This is a genomic window from Terracoccus luteus, from assembly GCF_003635045.1.
In the GTDB taxonomy this organism is placed as follows: domain Bacteria; phylum Actinomycetota; class Actinomycetes; order Actinomycetales; family Dermatophilaceae; genus Terracoccus; species Terracoccus luteus.
The window spans coordinates 702,846-717,243 of the sequence record NZ_RBXT01000001.1 but is presented as its reverse complement, the minus strand read 5'-3'; the positions used below and the strand labels follow the sequence as shown (position 1 = coordinate 717,243).

Genomic DNA, 14,398 nt, shown 5'->3' with positions numbered 1-14,398 from the left:
GCGAGGACCCCGAGATGACCGTGCTGCTCGTCCTCGCCTCCGCCTCCCCCGCCCGGCTCGAGACGCTGCGCCGCGCCGGCGTGCACCCCGAGGTCGTCGTCAGCGGCGTCGACGAGCCTGCCGCCGTCGCCGAGGCGACCGGGCGCTACGGCGCGCTGGAACCGGCCGACGTCGCCCTGCTGCTCGCCCGCGCCAAGGCCGAGGAGGTGGGCCGCCGACGGACCGAGGCCGGTGACGCGCCCGCCCTCGTGCTCGGCTGCGACTCCGTGCTCGAGCTCGACGGCGAGGCCTACGGCAAGCCCGCCGACGCCGCCGACGCGGTCGCCCGGTGGCAGCGGATGCGCGGACGCTCGGGGGTGCTGCACACGGGCCACTGGCTGCTCGACGACCGCGCCGAGAGCGACGGTGGCGGGGGCGCGACGCTCGGCGCCACGGCATCCACGACGGTGCACTTCGCCGCGGTCGGCGACGCCGAGATCGAGGCCTACGTGGCGACCGGCGAGCCGCTCGCCGTCGCGGGTGCCTTCACCGTCGACGGCCTCGGCGGGCCCTTCGTCACCGGCATCGAGGGCGACCACCACAACGTCGTCGGCATCTCGCTGCCGCTGCTGCGCGAGCTGCTCGGCGAGGTCGGCGTCGGCTGGTTCGACGTCGCTGCCGGCTGAGGCCGGGCTACGGGTAGAGGTCGTCGGTGAGGTTCTCGACGACGAGGTAGTTCTTCGTCCACCACCACATGAGCGCGCCACCGACGAGGACCATGCCGGCGAGCGCCCAGTAGCGGTAGCGCCGGATGCCGGGCAGCTGCAGGAACCAGGCGATGACGAGCGTGAACGGGAAGGCGAGCAGGGCGTAGCGCACCCGGCTCGGCGTCGTGCTCGTCACGATGAGCAGGTACGACGGGTAGGCGCCGGCCCAGCCCCAGATCTCCGGGCCCCAGCGCCACGAGTGCCGCGACAGCATGAACCACGCGAAAGCCGCCACCCCGAGCACGCCGAGCACCTGACCGAGCACGCCCCAGTAGTCGTAGAGCAGGCCCCACCACATGTAGAGCTTGAGCTTGGTCTGGATGTTCCAAGCCTCCATCGTGTCGTTGTACGCGTTCGGCGTACCGGTCAGCAGCGACACGAGCGTCGGCCAGAGCAGGGTGAGGATGCCGGCCCACGCGGCGAGCGCGGCGAGGCCCAGGCGCAGCCGGGTGGGGTTCTCCCCCTCGTCCTTCCGGTGCCAGCGCACGACGCCGTGGGCGATGATGACCGGCACCATGGCGACGACGATGTTGCGGCTCAGCGCGGTCACGAGCAGCGCGAGGGCCACCCACCAGTACCGACGGGCCCGCAGCAGGGTGAGCACGACGACGACCATGAGCAGGCCGGTGCTCTCGGTGTAGCTCGCGCTGAAGATCGGCGAGGCGATGTAGAAGCTCGTCGCGACGACGGCGACGATCGCCTCCCACCGCCCGACGACGCGGTCGACGAGGCGGAAGAGCAGGTAGACGGCGACGAAGCCGATGACGGTCGAGACGAGCGGGCCGACGACGTCGAACGGCAGGCCGGTCACCGTCATGACGCCACGGACGAGGAACGGGAACACGGGGAAGAAGGCCCACGGGTTCATGTCGACCTCGCCCGTGCCGATGCGCGGGAGCGTGTCGGGGTAGCCCTGCTCGGCGATGACGCGGTACCACTGACCGTCCCAGCCGCTCATCACCGCCCAGTAGCCGGGGTCGGCCGGGGTCGGGTAGAAGATCCGGATGTTGAGGCTGCCGAGGGGCAGCGGGATCTGGCCGTGCGAGGTGACGACGCCGATGACGACGACCCAGAGGCGGGACAGCGCGAAGACGGCGAGGGGGAACCACACCGCGAACCGGCGGTGGAACGGCATCCTCGCCTCGGCGACCCGGTCGGGCCGCTCGAGACGACGGGCGAGCCGGGGCTCAGACCGGGGGGACCGCTCGGCGGCGTTCGCTGAAGTGACGGTCACGCCGGGAAGCATAGGCCAGCCGTCGGACGAGCTCGGACCGCAGATCGTCGGCCTCGACCACCGCGTCGAGCACGAGATCGGCGGCCAGCCGCTCGATGTCGACGTCCTGCTCGTACTCCCGTCGGCGCTCGGCGACGAAGGCGTCGCGGGCCTGCTCGCCCTGCTCCGCCTCGACCTGGGCGATGGTGTTGGCGTAGACGGCGTTGACCGCCGCCTCCGGTCCCATGACCGCGATGCGGGCCGTCGGCAGGGCGATCGTCGCGTCCGGCCCGAACCCCGGGCCACCCATCGCGTAGAGGCCGGCGCCGTAGGCCTTGCGGACGACGACGCACACCTGCGGCACCGTGGCCGAGCTCACCGCGCTGACCATCTTGGCCCCGTGGCGGATGATGCCGCCGCGCTCGACCTCCGAGCCGATCATGAAGCCGGGCACGTCGGCGAGGTAGAGCAACGGCACGTTGAAGGCGTCGCACAGCCAGATGAAGCGAGCGGCCTTGTCGGCGCTGTCGGTGAAGAGCACGCCGCCTTTGACCGCCGAGTTGTTGGCCACGATCCCGACGGTGCGTCCGTCGAGCCGGCCGAAGCCGATGACGAGCTCGCCGGCCCACAGCGGCTTGAGCTCGAAGAAGGAGTCGTCGTCGACGAGCCCCTCGACGACGTCGTGGATGTCGAACGGCACCGACTCGCGCTCCGGCACCGTCGAGCGGGTCAGGGGCGTGGTCGGGTCCTCGGGCTCGTAGGTCGGCGGCTGCTCACGCCACGAGCCGGGGACGTAGGAGAAGTAGAGGCGGGCCAGCTCGATCGCCTCGGCGTCGTCGGCGGCCAGCAGGTCGCCCACCCCCGAGACGGTGCAGTGCATGCGGGCGCCGCCCATCTCCTCGAGCGACACCGTCTCGCCGACGACCATCTCGGCCATGCGGGGGCTGCCGAGGTACATCGAGGCGTTGCCCTCGACCATGATGATGAGGTCGCAGAAGCTGGGGATGTAGGCCCCGCCCGCCGCGCTCGGGCCGAAGAGGCAGCAGATCTGCGGCACCTTGCCCGACAGCGCGACCTGGTTGTGGAAGATCCGCCCGGCGCCGCGGCGCCCGGGGAACATCTCGACCTGGTCGGTGATTCGCGCGCCGGCGGAGTCGACGAACCAGAAGACGGGCAGCTCCTCGCGCAGCGCCGCCTCGGTGGCGCGCACGATCTTCTCGACCGTGCGCGCGCCCCACGAGCCCGCCTTGACCGTGGGGTCGTTGGCGATGACGATCGCGGGCCGCCCGTCGACGGTGCCCCGACCGGTGACGACGCCGTCGGCCGGCAGGCCCGTCGCGAGGGCGTTGGCGTAGCGCCCGTCCTCGACGAAGCTTCCCTCGTCGAAGAGCAGGTCGATGCGGTCGCGGACGTAGATCTTGCCCTGGGCCTCGAGCTTGGCCCGGGCCTTGTCGGGCGGGGACGCGGATGCCGCGTGGGCGGCTCCCAGCCGCGCGCGGACGTCGGCGACCCGGGGGTCGGTGTCGGCCTGGGTCACGCCGGCAGCCCCAGACCGCGGGCGATGAGCATGCGCTGCACCTCGGAGGTGCCCTCGCCGATCTCGAGGATCTTCGCGTCCCGGTAGAAGCGGGCCACGGGGTACTCCTCCATGAAGCCGTTGCCGCCGAAGACCTGGGTCGCGATCCGGGTGGCCGTCACCGCGGCCTCGGTCGAGTAGAGCTTGGCGACGGCGGCGGCGTGCTTGACGTCGGCGACGGAGCGACGGCCGGCGGCGTGCTCGTCCTTGAGCCAGGCCGCCTTGTACGTCAGGCCACGGGCGGCCTCGACCATGACCGCGAGGTCGGCGATCTGGAAGGAGACGCCCTGGTTGACGCCGATCGGGCGGCCGAAGGCCTGGCGGGTCTTGGCGTAGTCGGTCGAGAGCTCGAGGCAGGCCTGGGCGCAGCCGAGCGCGAGGGCCGAGATGGCGATGCGGCCGTCGTCGAGGGTCTTGAGGAACTGGCGGAAGCCCTGACCGCGCTCGCCGAGCAGGTGGTCCTGCGGCACGCGGGCGCCGTCGAACGACAGGCCGTGCGTGTCGGAGACGTGCCAGCCGAGCTTGTGGTACCCGGGCTCGACGGTGAAGCCGGGGGTGCCCGCGGGCAGCATGATCGCGGAGATCTCGGCCTTGCCGTCGGCGGTGGTGCCGGTGCGTGCGGTCACCGTGACGACGGAGGTGATCTCGGTGCCGGAGTTGGTGATGAAGGCCTTGGCCCCGTCGACGACCCACTCGTCGCCGTCGAGGACGGCCCTGGTCTTCGTCGCGCCCGCGTCGGAGCCGGCGTCGGGCTCGGTGAGGCCGAAGCCGGCGAGCGCCCGCCCGGAGACGAGGTCGGGCAGCCAGCGCTCCTTCTGCTCCTGGGTGCCGTAGGTGAGGATCGGGTTGATCCCCAGGCCCACCCCGGCCGAGAGCGTGATGCCGATCGACTGGTCGACCCGGCCGAGCTCCTCGATGGCGACGCACAGGCTGGTGAAGTCCGAGCCGTCCTCGCCCTCGGAGCCCCCGAACTCCTCCGGCACGACGAGCCCGAAGAGCCCGAGGTCGCCCATCTTGGGGACGAGGTCGGTCGGGAAGTACGACGCGGCGTCCCACTTGGCGATGTTGGGGGCCACCTCGCGCTCGGCGAAGTCGCGCACGACCGCCCGGAAGTCCTCGTGGTCCTGGCTGAGCTCGAACATCGGTGTCCTCTCGGGGTGACCGTCGGCGGTCACTTGACGTTTACGTAAAGGTAAAGCACGCTCGGGGGCATGACAAGTCCGGCATCCGGTGACGAGCCCTGGACGATCGCCCGGGTGGCCGACCGGTTCGGCGTCACGCACCGCACGGTGCGCCACTACGAGGACCTCGGCCTCATCACGCCCGAGCGGCGGGGCACCCAGCGGCTCTACCACCGCCGCGACCGCACCCGGCTCGACCTCGTGCTGCGCGGCAAGCGGCTCGGCTTCCCCCTCGAGGAGATCCGCACGATCATCGACCTGTTCGATGCCCCCCGGGGCCGACGGACCCAGCTCGAGTACGTGCTCGGGCAGATCGACGAGCGGCGGGCCGACCTCGAGCAGCGCCTGCGCGACGTGCAGGACGCGATCGCCGAGCTCGGTCGCTTCGAACGGACCTGTCGCAGCGACCTCGAGCGCCTCGACCACGAGGCCTGAGCCCGGACCGGCGGCCCACCCGTCCGTGTGAGGATGGGTGCATGGACAGCACGAACGAGATCGACGACGCCAAGATCCGCGCCTACGCGCACCCGGAGCGCCTGGTGACCACGCAGTGGCTCGCGGACCGCATCGCCGCGGGTGAGGTGGGCGGGCCCGACGGCATCGTCGTGCTCGAGTCGGACGAGGACGTGCTGCTCTACGCGACGGGGCACATCCCGGGCGCCCTCAAGATCGACTGGCACGTCGACCTCAACGACCCGGTGACCCGTGACTACGTCGACGGCGCCCGGTTCGCCGAGGTGATGGGGGCCCGCGGCATCGGGCGCGACACCACGGTCGTCATCTACGGCGACAAGAGCAACTGGTGGGCGGCCTACGCCCTGTGGGTCTTCAGCCTCTTCGGGCACGAGGACGTGCGCCTCCTCGACGGCGGGCGCGCCCTGTGGGTGGCCGAGGGCCGCGAGCTGACCCGCGACGTGCCGACCCCGACGCCGGCGCAGTACCCGGTGGCCGAGCGCGACGACGCCCCCATCCGCGCCTTCAAGGACGACGTGCTCGCCCACCTCGGCAAGCCCCTCGTCGACGTGCGCTCCCCCGGCGAGTTCTCCGGCGAGCTGCTGCACATGCCCGACTACCCGCAGGAGGGGGCCATGCGCGGCGGCCACATCCCCGGCGCCGTGTCGGTGCCGTGGGCGCGGGCCGCGAACGACGACGGGACCTTCCGCTCGCGCGAGGAGCTCGAGGCGCTCTACCTCGGCGAGAAGGGCCTGTCCCCCGCCGACGACGTCGTCGCCTACTGCCGCATCGGCGAGCGGTCGTCGCACACCTGGTTCGTGCTAACCCACCTGCTCGGCTTCGAGGCGGTGCGCAACTACGACGGCTCCTGGACCGAGTGGGGCAACGCCGTGCGCGTCCCCATCGAGAAGTGACCGCCCCCGTGGACGCCGCACCCGCCGCAGCCGCGCCGCTCCCGGCCGGGCTGCAGGAGATCGCCGACGACTTCACCTCCGCCGGCTCGGACCTCAAGCTGGAGCTGCTGCTCGAGTTCAGCGACGAGCTGCCCGGCCTGCCCGAGCGGTACGCCGGCCGGCTCGACCAGCTCGAGCGCGTCGACGAGTGCCAGTCGCCGCTCTTCCTCACCGTCGAGGTCGCCGACGGCGACCGCCTCGAGGACCGCGCCGTCTCGCTCTTCTTCGACGCGCCCCCCGAGGCGCCGACGACCCGCGGTTTCGCCGGCATCCTGCGTGAGGGCCTCGACGGGCTCTCGGCCGCGGAGGTCCTCGCGGTGCCCGACGACGCCCCGATGCGCTTCGGCCTCGCCGAGGCGGTCTCGCCGCTGCGCCTGCGCGGGATGGTCGCGATGCTCTCCCGCATCAAGCGCCAGGTCCGGGCCAAGACCGCCTGACCCCACCCCCACGTCACTGCTCACCCAGGCTGAGCAGTGACGTATCCCGCACACCCTGTCCGAATTGTGAAATCAGCGGGTCCCGCCCGCCCTACGTCACTGCTCACCCAGGCTGAGCAGTGACGTAGTCGGCGCGGCCTGTCCGAATTGTCGAAACAGGGGGTCGCGCGCGCCCTACGTCAGTGCTCACTGTGGATGGGCAGTGACGTGGTGGGCGGGGCTGTCGGTGGCGGGTGCCAGTGTCCGGGCATGGACGGTGTCGAGGATGTTCGCTGGGCCGACCCGGCGTCGGTGGGACGGCTCGTCGTGCGGGCACGGCGCGTCGGCGACCTGAGCCAGCGCGAGCTGGCCGACCGGGTCGGGGTGGCCCCGGCGACGGTGGCGCGGCTCGAGTCGGGGCGCGGGCTGCCGAGTCTCGGGTTGCTCGACCGGGTGCTCGTGGCCACCGGGCTCACGCTCGTCGCCGTCGACGCGGATGCCGTCGTAGCCGGGCCGGTGCCGGAGCGTGGGGTGCGCGACAACGCAGGGCGGCGCTTCCCTGCGCACCTCGACGTCGCGCCTCCGGACGAGGTGCCGTACGAGCGCTGGGCCTACCCCCGCTACGACCGGCCGCCGGCCAGGGCGTGGTTCCACCACCGGACCGAGCGCGACCGGCGGCGTGGCCGCTCGCCGGACGTCGCCCGCCAGGACCACCCGACGACCGACGCCCTCGCGCTGCGACGGGACTTCATGCGGGGGCCGCAGCCGAGGGTGGCACCCCGTCCGGCCGAGCTCGAGGAGTGCCGGTGCCTCGACGAGTGCTTCGAGCTCGCCTGCCTCGGCGTCTGCCCCTGCCAGTGCGAGCCCGACCGGCCGTCCGGACGCAGGCTCCGCGAGATGCTCGCCGCGCGGGAGGGGGGCGCCGGCCGCTCAGTCGACCGGGCCGCCGCCGGTGAGGTCGTCGGGGTCGCGGAAGTAGGTCTTGCGGGCGCGCAGCCCGCGGTTGGCGAGCCAGGTGAGGGCCCACAGGACGACGCCGAGGGCGAGCAGGCCTCCGGCGATGACGTAGTGCTCGGGGTCGCGGCCGGAGAACGGCAGCACGAGGAAGGCGCAGGCGACGGCGCCGATGACCGGCAGCACGGACGGGGCGACGAAGTGCTCGCGGTCGAGCCGGTCGCGGCGCAGCACGAGCACGACGACGTTGACGATGGTGAAGACGCCGAGCAGGAGCAGCGACGTCGTGCCGCCGAGCGCCTCGACGGCGTCGGAGCTGGCGTTGGACACGTAGACGATGAGGCCGAAACTGATGACCGTCGTGAAGACGATGGCGAGGTAGGGCGTGCGACGTCCGCGGTGGACGCGGCCGAGGAACGGCGGCAGCACCTGCTGGCGGCTCATCCCGTAGAGCAGCCGCGAGGCCATGAGCATGTTGATGAGCGCCGAGTTGGCGACGGCGAACATCGAGATGAAGGGCAGCAACGTGTCGATGGGGATCGACGGCGCGGCCCGCTCTACGACCGTGACGAGCGGGGTGTCGCTGGCGGCGAGGTCGCCGACCGGCACGATGGCGACCGCGCACAACGAGATGAGCACGTAGATGGCCCCGGTGATGCTGAGGCCCGTGAGCATCATCTTCGGGAAGACGCGGACCGGGTCCTTGGTCTCCTCGGCCATGTTGACCGAGTCCTCGAAGCCGACCATGGCGAAGAACGCGAGTGACGTCGCCGCGGTGACCGCGAAGAACGTCGACTTGTCGCTGGGCGACTCGAAGACCATGGTCCGGGAGAAGTCGCCCTGGCCGCCGAAGATGGCGAAGAAGCCGACGAAGATGACGAGCAGCAGCCCGGAGAGCTCGATGATGGTGAGGACGACGTTGGCCTTGACGCTCTCACCGACGCCGCGGAAGTTGATGAGCGCGACGAGCGCCATGAACGCGAGGGCGACGAGCATGATCATCGTCGCGTTGCCGGAGTCGAGCCCGAAGCCCTTGGCGAGGTTCGACGCGAACGCCCGTGCCGCGGTCGATGCCGACGTGATGCCCGAGCACATGACGGTGAAGCAGACGATGAAGGTGAGGAAGTGGATGCCGAAGGCCTTGTGCGTGTACAGCGCCGCCCCGGCCGCCTGCGGGTACTTCGTCACGAGCTCGAGGTAGGAGAACGCCGTCACGATGGCGATGGCGAAGGCCACGACGAAGGGCGCCCACGCCGCTCCACCGACCTCCTCCGCCACCTGCCCGGTGAGGGCGTAGACCCCCGTGCCGAGAATGTCGCCGACGATGAACAGCAGCAGCAGGCCGGGGCCCATCACCCGCTTGAGCTCGGTGCCGCCCTCGTGCTCCGCCTGGTCGGCCTGCGTCGTCGCCTGACCCATGTCGTCACCCCGTCCGGTTGTCGCGAGAACACCCGCTGGGCCCAGCCTGTCGCACCGGGATGGGAGCGGCAACGGCTGGCGCCCGGACACCTCTGGTTCACCCGACCGCCACCTGCCGGCCATGCGGGGTTGCCTACCCTGACCCCATGCTCCTCGCCGTCCCCGCCGCTCCGTCCGCCGTGGTCTCCGCCACCCCGACGACGGGCGTCGCCGGGTGGGCCATCGGCGTCATGGAGACGCTCGGCGGCCTCGGGGCCGGCCTGCTCATCGCCCTCGAGAACCTCTTCCCGCCGCTGCCGAGCGAGATCATCCTGCCGCTCGCGGGCTTCACCGCCAGCCGCGGCGAGTTCAGCCTCGTCGGCGCCCTGGCGTGGACGACCGCGGGCGCGGTCCTCGGGGCCCTCGTGCTCTACGGCGTCTCACGCCGGGTCGGTGAGGAGCGGGTCCGGGCCGTCGCTCGGCGGATGCCCCTCGTCGACGAGCGCGACATCGACAAGGCGCAGGCCTGGTTCGAGCGGCACGGCGACGCGGCCGTCTTCTTCGGCCGCATGGTGCCCGTGGTGCGCAGCCTCGTCTCCGTACCGGCCGGGGTGGCGCGCATGCCCGCATGGCGCTTCGTGCTGCTGTCGGCCGCGGGCTCCCTCGTGTGGAACGGCGTCTTCGTCTCCGCCGGCTACCTGCTGGGCCAGAACTGGGCCCTCGTCGAGCCGTACGCCGAGGTGCTCCAGTACGTCGTGCTCGCGGTCGCGGCGGCGCTCGTCGGGCTCTTCGTTGCCAAGCGGGTGCGCCTGCACCGGGCCGGCGTGCGCTGACCGGTCGGACTCGGTCTCAGCCGACCTGCGCGCGCACCGCGTAGAGCTCGGGGAAGAACGTCAGGTCGAGCGCCCGTCGGAGGAAGTGGACACCGCTGGAGCCGCCCGTGCCGGTCCGCTGGCCGATGGTGCGCTGCACGACCTGCAGGTGGCGGAAGCGCCACTGCTGGAAGTTGTCCTCGACGTCGACGAGCTCCTCGCACGTCTCGTACACGCCCCAGTGCTCGTGCGGCGTGGCGTACACCTCCGCGAAGACGCTCACGAGGTCGTCGTCCTGCCGGTAGGGCTGGGTGACGTCGCGGTCGAGCACCGCGGCCGGGACGGCGTACCCGCGCCGGTGCAGGTACCGGGCGAACTCGTCGTAGAGGCTGGGCTCGGCGAGCAGCTGCTGCAGCTCGGCTCGGGCCCCGGGGTCGTGCGCGAACACCTCGACCATGTCGGCGTTCTTGTTGCCGAGGAGGAACTCGACCTCGCGGTACTGGGCCGACTGGAACCCCGAGCTCGTCGCGAGGAACGGCCGGATCTGCGCGTACTCGCTCGGCGTCAGCGTGGCCAGCACCGACCACTGGTCGGTGAGGGTGTGTTGGATGTGCTTGACCCGGGCCAGCCGCTTCAGCGCCTGCGGCAGCTCGTCGGCGGCGAGCAGGGCCCGGGCGGAGCGCAGCTCGTGGATGAGCAGCTTGAGCCACAGCTCGGACGTCTGGTGCTGGACGATGAAGAGCAGCTCGTCGTGCTGCGGCGGGTCGCTGAGCGGGTGCTGCGCCGACAGCAGCCGGTCGAGCTGCAGGTAGTCGCCGTAGGACATCCGCCGCGAGAAGTCGCGCTCGATGCCCTGCTCGAGGTCACGGCGGTTGGCGCTACGTGCGGTGTCCGGGTCGGCGGTCATGGCCGCGATCCTAGGACGGGGGCTCAGCGCCGCCGGGGACGCATCGACACGAGGTGGTTCACGACGCCCGGGATCCAGCCGCGCTCGCCGCGCATCCACCGCGAGCCGACGAGGTTGTGCGGCACGACGACCGTCTCGGCCCGGGCGGCGACGAGCCCGAGGTCGGTGCCGAAGACGTCGGTGACGACGGCCCAGTCGCGGGCGCTGTGACGCGCGAGGTGCTCGCCGATGGCGACGGCGAAGGTGTCGACGACCTGGGCCGAGTCGCGGGACTGGTCCTGCTGCCACGCACGGTGCGCCTCGTCGAAGCCCTCCCCGACCGCGTCGATGTCGTCGACGTCGATGCCCATCTCGTCGAGACGGGCCAGCGCGGCGTCGATGCGGGCGCGCTCGTCGGCCTCGAGCGGCCGCGAGACGGGGCGGCCGGTGTGGTCGCCGACCAGCCCGTCCCCCGCCTCGGCGTCGCTGCCGGCCCAGTCGTCGGGGGCGCCGACCTCGTCGCCGGCCCCGTCGGCATCCTTCGACTTCTTCGAGAACCAGCCCATGGTCGCAGGCTAGCCCCGTCGGTGGCTCAGGCGCCGAACTCGTCGGGGTCCGGGCCGGTGCGGGTGCCGCGGTCGAGCTGCTCGAGCTCGCCCATCTCGTCCTCGCCCAGCGCAAAGCCCCACAGGTCGAAGTTCTCGTCGATGCGCGACGGGGTGACCGAGCGCGTCAGCACGACGTTGCCCAGCTCGATGTGCCAGCGCAGCACGACACGGGCCGGGGAGACGCCCTTCGCCTCGGCGATGCGCGTGACGACCGGGTCGTCGAGCAGCCCGGCGCGCACGGCGAGGGGGCTCCACGCCTCGGTGACGATGCCGTGCTCGGCGTGGAAGGCGCGCAGCTCGCGCTGCTGCAGGTACGGGCTCAGCTCGATCTGGTTGATCGAGGGCAGGACCCCCGTCTCGTCGAGGAGCCGCTGCAGGTGGTGGGGCTGGAAGTTGCAGACGCCGACCGAGCGGACCCGACCCTCCTGCTGCAGCTCGAGCATCGCGCGCCACGCGTCGACGTAGGCGTCCTGCCCCGGCGTCGGCCAGTGGATGAGGTAGAGGTCGAGCACGTCGACGCCGAGCAGACCCATGGAGCGCTCGAAGGCGTCGCGGGCTCTGGCGTGGTCGTCGTTCCACAGCTTCGTCGTGACGAAGAGGTCGTCACGGTCGAGGTCGGTGGCGGCGAGGACACGACCGACGCCGCCCTCGTTGCGGTAGGCGGCGGCGGTGTCGACGTGGCGGTAGCCGACGTCGAGGGCACGTCCGACGGAGGCGTCGATGTCGGCATCCGGCACCTCCCACACCCCGAATCCGAGCTGCGGCACGGCGAGGCCGGGGCTCGAGGCGTGGCCGAGGGACAGGGTGGGCACGGGGCTGGTCGAGGTCATGTGGGGGGCGTACCCGGTGACGGCTAGGCTCCGATCCCATGGCTCCCATCTCGAAGGTCCTCATCGCCAACCGCGGTGAGATCGCCGTTCGGATCGCCCGCGCCTGCACCGACGCCGGCCTCACCTCCGTCGCCGTGTACGCCGATCCGGACCGCGACTCCCTCCACGTCCGTGTCGCCGACGAGGCGTTCGCCCTCGGGGGCTCGACCCCCGGCGACAGCTACCTCGTCCAGGACAAGCTCATCGACGTCGCCCGCCGCTCCGGCGCCGACGCGGTGCACCCCGGCTACGGGTTCCTCGCCGAGAACGCCGAGTTCGCCCAGGCCGTCATCGACGCGGGCCTGACGTGGATCGGCCCCGGCCCCGCCGCCATCGACGCCCTCGGCGACAAGGTCAAGGCCCGCCACATCGCGACGAAGGCCGGCGCGCCGCTCGTCCCCGGCACGACCGATCCGGTCGCCGGCGCCGACGAGGTCGTCGCCTTCGCCCGTGAGCACGGCCTGCCCGTCGCCATCAAGGCGGCCTACGGCGGAGGCGGTCGCGGCCTCAAGGTCGCCCGCACCATCGAGGAGATCCCCGAGCTGTTCGACTCGGCGGTCCGCGAGGCGGTGTCGGCCTTCGGCCGCGGCGAGTGCTTCGTCGAGCGCTTCCTCGACCACCCCCGCCACGTCGAGACCCAGTGCCTCGCCGACCAGCACGGCACCGTCGTCGTCGTCTCGACCCGCGACTGCTCGCTGCAGCGGCGCAACCAGAAGCTCGTCGAGGAGGCGCCCGCGCCCTTCCTCACCGACGAGCAGCACGCCGAGCTGCTGCGTGCGTCGAAGGCGATCCTCGCCGAGGCCGGCTACGTCGGCGCCGGCACGTGCGAGTTCCTCGTCGGCCCGGCCGGTGACATCAGCTTCCTCGAGGTCAACACCCGCCTGCAGGTCGAGCACCCGGTGAGCGAGGAGGTCACCGGCATCGACCTCGTGCGCGAGCAGTTCCGCATCGCCGACGGCGAGCCCCTCGGCTACGACGACCCGCAGCCCCACGCCCACTCCATCGAGTTCCGCATCAACGGCGAGGACGCCGGCCGCGGCTTCCTGCCCTCGCCCGGCACGGTGAGCCGCTACCGGATGCCGTCGGGGCCGGGTGTGCGCGTCGACTCGGGCGTGCTCGAGGGCGACGTCGTCGGCGGCGCCTTCGACTCGATGATGGCCAAGCTCGTCGTCACCGGCCGCACGCGCCGGCAGGCGCTCGAGCGCGCCCGCCGCGCCCTCGACGAGTTCGAGATCGACGGCATGCCGACCGTGCTGCCCTTCCACCGCGCCGTCGTACGCGACCCGGCCTTCGCCCCCGAGGGCGACGCCCCGTTCACCGTGCACACCCGTTGGATCGAGACCGAGTTCGACAACACCATCGAGGCGTTCGCCGGACCGTCGGATGCCGGTGGCGACGCGGCCGCCCCCCGCCAGACCGTGGTCGTCGAGGTCGGCGGCCGGCGCGTCGAGGTGACGCTGCCCGGCGAGCTGTCGCTCGGTGGGTCCGGAGGCGGCACCACTCGCCCCCGGCGCGCCCCCCGTCGCAGCTCGGGCGCCAAGAGCGGCGCAGCCGTGTCCGGTGACGCCCTCACCGCCCCGATGCAGGGCACCATCGTCAAGCTCGCCGTCGAGGAGGGGGCGACGGTGGCCGCCGGCGACCTCGTCGTCGTGCTCGAGGCGATGAAGATGGAGCAGCCGATCACCGCCCACAAGCCCGGCGTCGTGTCGGGGCTCACGGCCACGGTCGGCGAGACCGTCACCGCCGGCGCGGTGCTCGCCACCATCGTCGACTCCGACTGACACCGAGTGACGCCGGTCGTCCGGCGCTGACTCTGCCTCGGACGGTCCGGCGCTCACCGCGCGGACCGCGCTGACGGGGTCGGGACGGAGGGGCCGCCCGCTCGCTCAGGAGCGCGGGCGGCGCCCTCGTCTCGTACGGACCGTTGCCCTGCGCTGCCGGGGCGCCGCCGGCGAATCGCTCGCGCACGGCCCCTCCGCCCCGCCGGGTCTCGCTCGCGCACGACCCCTCCGTCCCGCTGGCCTCGCTCGCCGGCGGGCCCATCGCTTCGCTAGCCGTTGGGCAGGTTCGGGTTCGGGGCGCCCGGGAGGCCCTGCTCGGTGCCGGGCTCGGCCGGCGACGGGATCTCGCTCGGCCCCGGACCGCCGGGGAGGCTCGGGTCGACCGGTCGGGGGTCCGTCGGGTCGACCGGGCCCGGCGACGGGTCGGGTGACGGGGTGGGTGACGGGGTGGGCTCGGGCAGCGGGTCGGTGTCGTCGACGTCCTTCTCGGGGTAGCCGGTGACGAAGTCCTTCGCCTTGGCCAGCCAGTCGCTCATGTCGCTCCTTCGTCGG

At 72.4% G+C, this 14,398-nt stretch carries 14 protein-coding genes and 1 pseudogene; 7 read left to right on the top strand and 8 right to left on the bottom strand.

All coding sequences use genetic code 11. The annotated features are described in order from the left end of the window. The first annotated feature begins 14 nt into the window (after positions 1–14). Complete coding sequence (locus tag DFJ68_RS03365) at positions 15–665, top strand: Maf family protein (protein ID WP_121035040.1); 651 nt, start codon at positions 15–17, stop codon at positions 663–665. 7 nt (positions 666–672) lie between these two features. On the opposite strand, the gene DFJ68_RS03360 is transcribed toward DFJ68_RS03365, so the two are convergent. Genes DFJ68_RS03360 through DFJ68_RS03350 form a run of 3 tightly spaced genes read right to left on the bottom strand, consistent with a single transcriptional unit; the run spans position 673 to position 4,677 of the window. Then, positions 673–1,980 carry a hypothetical protein gene (locus tag DFJ68_RS03360; RefSeq protein ID WP_245963434.1) on the bottom strand — a complete coding sequence of 436 codons (1,308 nt, stop codon included), beginning with the start codon at positions 1,978–1,980 and terminating at the stop codon, positions 673–675. Further along, a complete protein-coding gene (locus tag DFJ68_RS03355; RefSeq protein WP_121031006.1) occupies positions 1,934–3,496 on the bottom strand; it encodes an acyl-CoA carboxylase subunit beta in 1,563 nt (520 codons plus the stop codon). The genes DFJ68_RS03360 and DFJ68_RS03355 overlap by 47 nt, the downstream gene beginning before the upstream one ends. Continuing rightward, entirely contained in the window at positions 3,493–4,677 is a 1,185-nt protein-coding gene (locus DFJ68_RS03350) for an acyl-CoA dehydrogenase family protein (RefSeq protein ID WP_121031004.1), read from the bottom strand. Before DFJ68_RS03350 ends, DFJ68_RS03355 begins: the two co-directional genes overlap by 4 nt. 69 nt (positions 4,678–4,746) lie before the next feature. Here DFJ68_RS03350 and DFJ68_RS03345 point away from each other — a divergent pair, with 69 nt between their 5' ends. The 4 genes and pseudogenes from DFJ68_RS03345 to DFJ68_RS19060 all read left to right on the top strand — a co-directional run. Next, the gene (locus tag DFJ68_RS03345) at positions 4,747–5,151 is read left to right on the top strand and encodes a MerR family transcriptional regulator (protein WP_121031002.1); all 405 of its coding nucleotides are present in this window, start codon (positions 4,747–4,749) and stop codon (positions 5,149–5,151) included. A gap of 41 nt (positions 5,152–5,192) precedes the next feature. Beyond that, the gene (locus tag DFJ68_RS03340; protein ID WP_121031001.1) at positions 5,193–6,083 is read left to right on the top strand and encodes a sulfurtransferase; all 891 of its coding nucleotides are present in this window, start codon (positions 5,193–5,195) and stop codon (positions 6,081–6,083) included. An 8-nt stretch (positions 6,084–6,091) separates the two neighbouring features. Continuing rightward, positions 6,092–6,559, top strand: coding sequence for a SufE family protein (locus DFJ68_RS03335; RefSeq protein WP_211333255.1), 468 nt, complete (start codon positions 6,092–6,094; stop codon positions 6,557–6,559). Positions 6,560–6,754: 195 nt separating this feature from the next. Next, positions 6,755–7,018 (top strand): annotated as a pseudogene (locus DFJ68_RS19060) (helix-turn-helix transcriptional regulator); the annotation flags it as partial. A 450-nt stretch (positions 7,019–7,468) separates the two neighbouring features. Here DFJ68_RS19060 and DFJ68_RS03325 read toward each other — a convergent pair. Next, positions 7,469–8,911 (bottom strand): APC family permease, encoded by a 1,443-nt coding sequence (locus DFJ68_RS03325; protein ID WP_121030999.1) that lies wholly within the window; start codon positions 8,909–8,911, stop codon positions 7,469–7,471. 146 nt (positions 8,912–9,057) lie between these two features. Between DFJ68_RS03325 and DFJ68_RS03320 the strand changes: the two genes are divergently transcribed. After that, positions 9,058–9,723, top strand: a complete 666-nt coding sequence (locus tag DFJ68_RS03320; protein WP_121030997.1) for a DedA family protein — start codon at positions 9,058–9,060, stop codon at positions 9,721–9,723. Between the two features lie 16 nt (positions 9,724–9,739). Here DFJ68_RS03320 and kynA read toward each other — a convergent pair whose 3' ends face one another. From kynA to DFJ68_RS03305, 3 genes are read right to left on the bottom strand one after another with little or no spacing between them, the layout of a single operon-like run. Then, the gene (gene kynA, locus DFJ68_RS03315) at positions 9,740–10,609 is read right to left on the bottom strand and encodes a tryptophan 2,3-dioxygenase (protein WP_121030995.1); all 870 of its coding nucleotides are present in this window, start codon (positions 10,607–10,609) and stop codon (positions 9,740–9,742) included. A 23-nt stretch (positions 10,610–10,632) separates the two neighbouring features. Beyond that, positions 10,633–11,154 (bottom strand): DUF3806 domain-containing protein, encoded by a 522-nt coding sequence (locus tag DFJ68_RS03310; protein ID WP_121030993.1) that lies wholly within the window; start codon positions 11,152–11,154, stop codon positions 10,633–10,635. Positions 11,155–11,180: 26 nt separating this feature from the next. Beyond that, a complete protein-coding gene (locus tag DFJ68_RS03305) occupies positions 11,181–12,026 on the bottom strand; it encodes an aldo/keto reductase (protein WP_121030991.1) in 846 nt (281 codons plus the stop codon). Between the two features lie 38 nt (positions 12,027–12,064). On the opposite strand from DFJ68_RS03305, the gene DFJ68_RS03300 reads away from it, so the two are divergent. Beyond that, positions 12,065–13,846 carry an acetyl/propionyl/methylcrotonyl-CoA carboxylase subunit alpha gene (locus tag DFJ68_RS03300; protein ID WP_121030989.1) on the top strand — a complete coding sequence of 594 codons (1,782 nt, stop codon included), beginning with the start codon at positions 12,065–12,067 and terminating at the stop codon, positions 13,844–13,846. A 269-nt stretch (positions 13,847–14,115) separates the two neighbouring features. On the opposite strand, the gene DFJ68_RS03295 is transcribed toward DFJ68_RS03300, so the two are convergent. Next, a complete protein-coding gene (locus tag DFJ68_RS03295) occupies positions 14,116–14,382 on the bottom strand; it encodes a hypothetical protein (protein ID WP_121030987.1) in 267 nt (88 codons plus the stop codon). Positions 14,383–14,398: the final 16 nt, after the last annotated feature.

Bases quoted from the DNA above. Each gene is read 5' to 3' on its own strand.
- DFJ68_RS03365 (WP_121035040.1), top strand. From the start codon at position 15: ATGACCGTGCTGCTCGTCCTCGCCTCCGCCTCCCCCGCCCGGCTCGAG.
- kynA (WP_121030995.1), bottom strand. From the start codon at position 10,609: ATGACCGCCGACCCGGACACCGCACGTAGCGCCAACCGCCGTGACCTC.
- DFJ68_RS03345 (WP_121031002.1), top strand. From the start codon at position 4,747: ATGACAAGTCCGGCATCCGGTGACGAGCCCTGGACGATCGCCCGGGTG.
- DFJ68_RS03305 (WP_121030991.1), bottom strand. From the start codon at position 12,026: ATGACCTCGACCAGCCCCGTGCCCACCCTGTCCCTCGGCCACGCCTCG.
- DFJ68_RS03340 (WP_121031001.1), top strand. From the start codon at position 5,193: ATGGACAGCACGAACGAGATCGACGACGCCAAGATCCGCGCCTACGCG.
- DFJ68_RS03295 (WP_121030987.1), bottom strand. From the start codon at position 14,382: ATGAGCGACTGGCTGGCCAAGGCGAAGGACTTCGTCACCGGCTACCCC.
- DFJ68_RS03300 (WP_121030989.1), top strand. From the start codon at position 12,065: ATGGCTCCCATCTCGAAGGTCCTCATCGCCAACCGCGGTGAGATCGCC.
- DFJ68_RS03325 (WP_121030999.1), bottom strand. From the start codon at position 8,911: ATGGGTCAGGCGACGACGCAGGCCGACCAGGCGGAGCACGAGGGCGGC.
- DFJ68_RS03320 (WP_121030997.1), top strand. From the start codon at position 9,058: ATGCTCCTCGCCGTCCCCGCCGCTCCGTCCGCCGTGGTCTCCGCCACC.
- DFJ68_RS03310 (WP_121030993.1), bottom strand. From the start codon at position 11,154: ATGGGCTGGTTCTCGAAGAAGTCGAAGGATGCCGACGGGGCCGGCGAC.
- DFJ68_RS03350 (WP_121031004.1), bottom strand. From the start codon at position 4,677: ATGTTCGAGCTCAGCCAGGACCACGAGGACTTCCGGGCGGTCGTGCGC.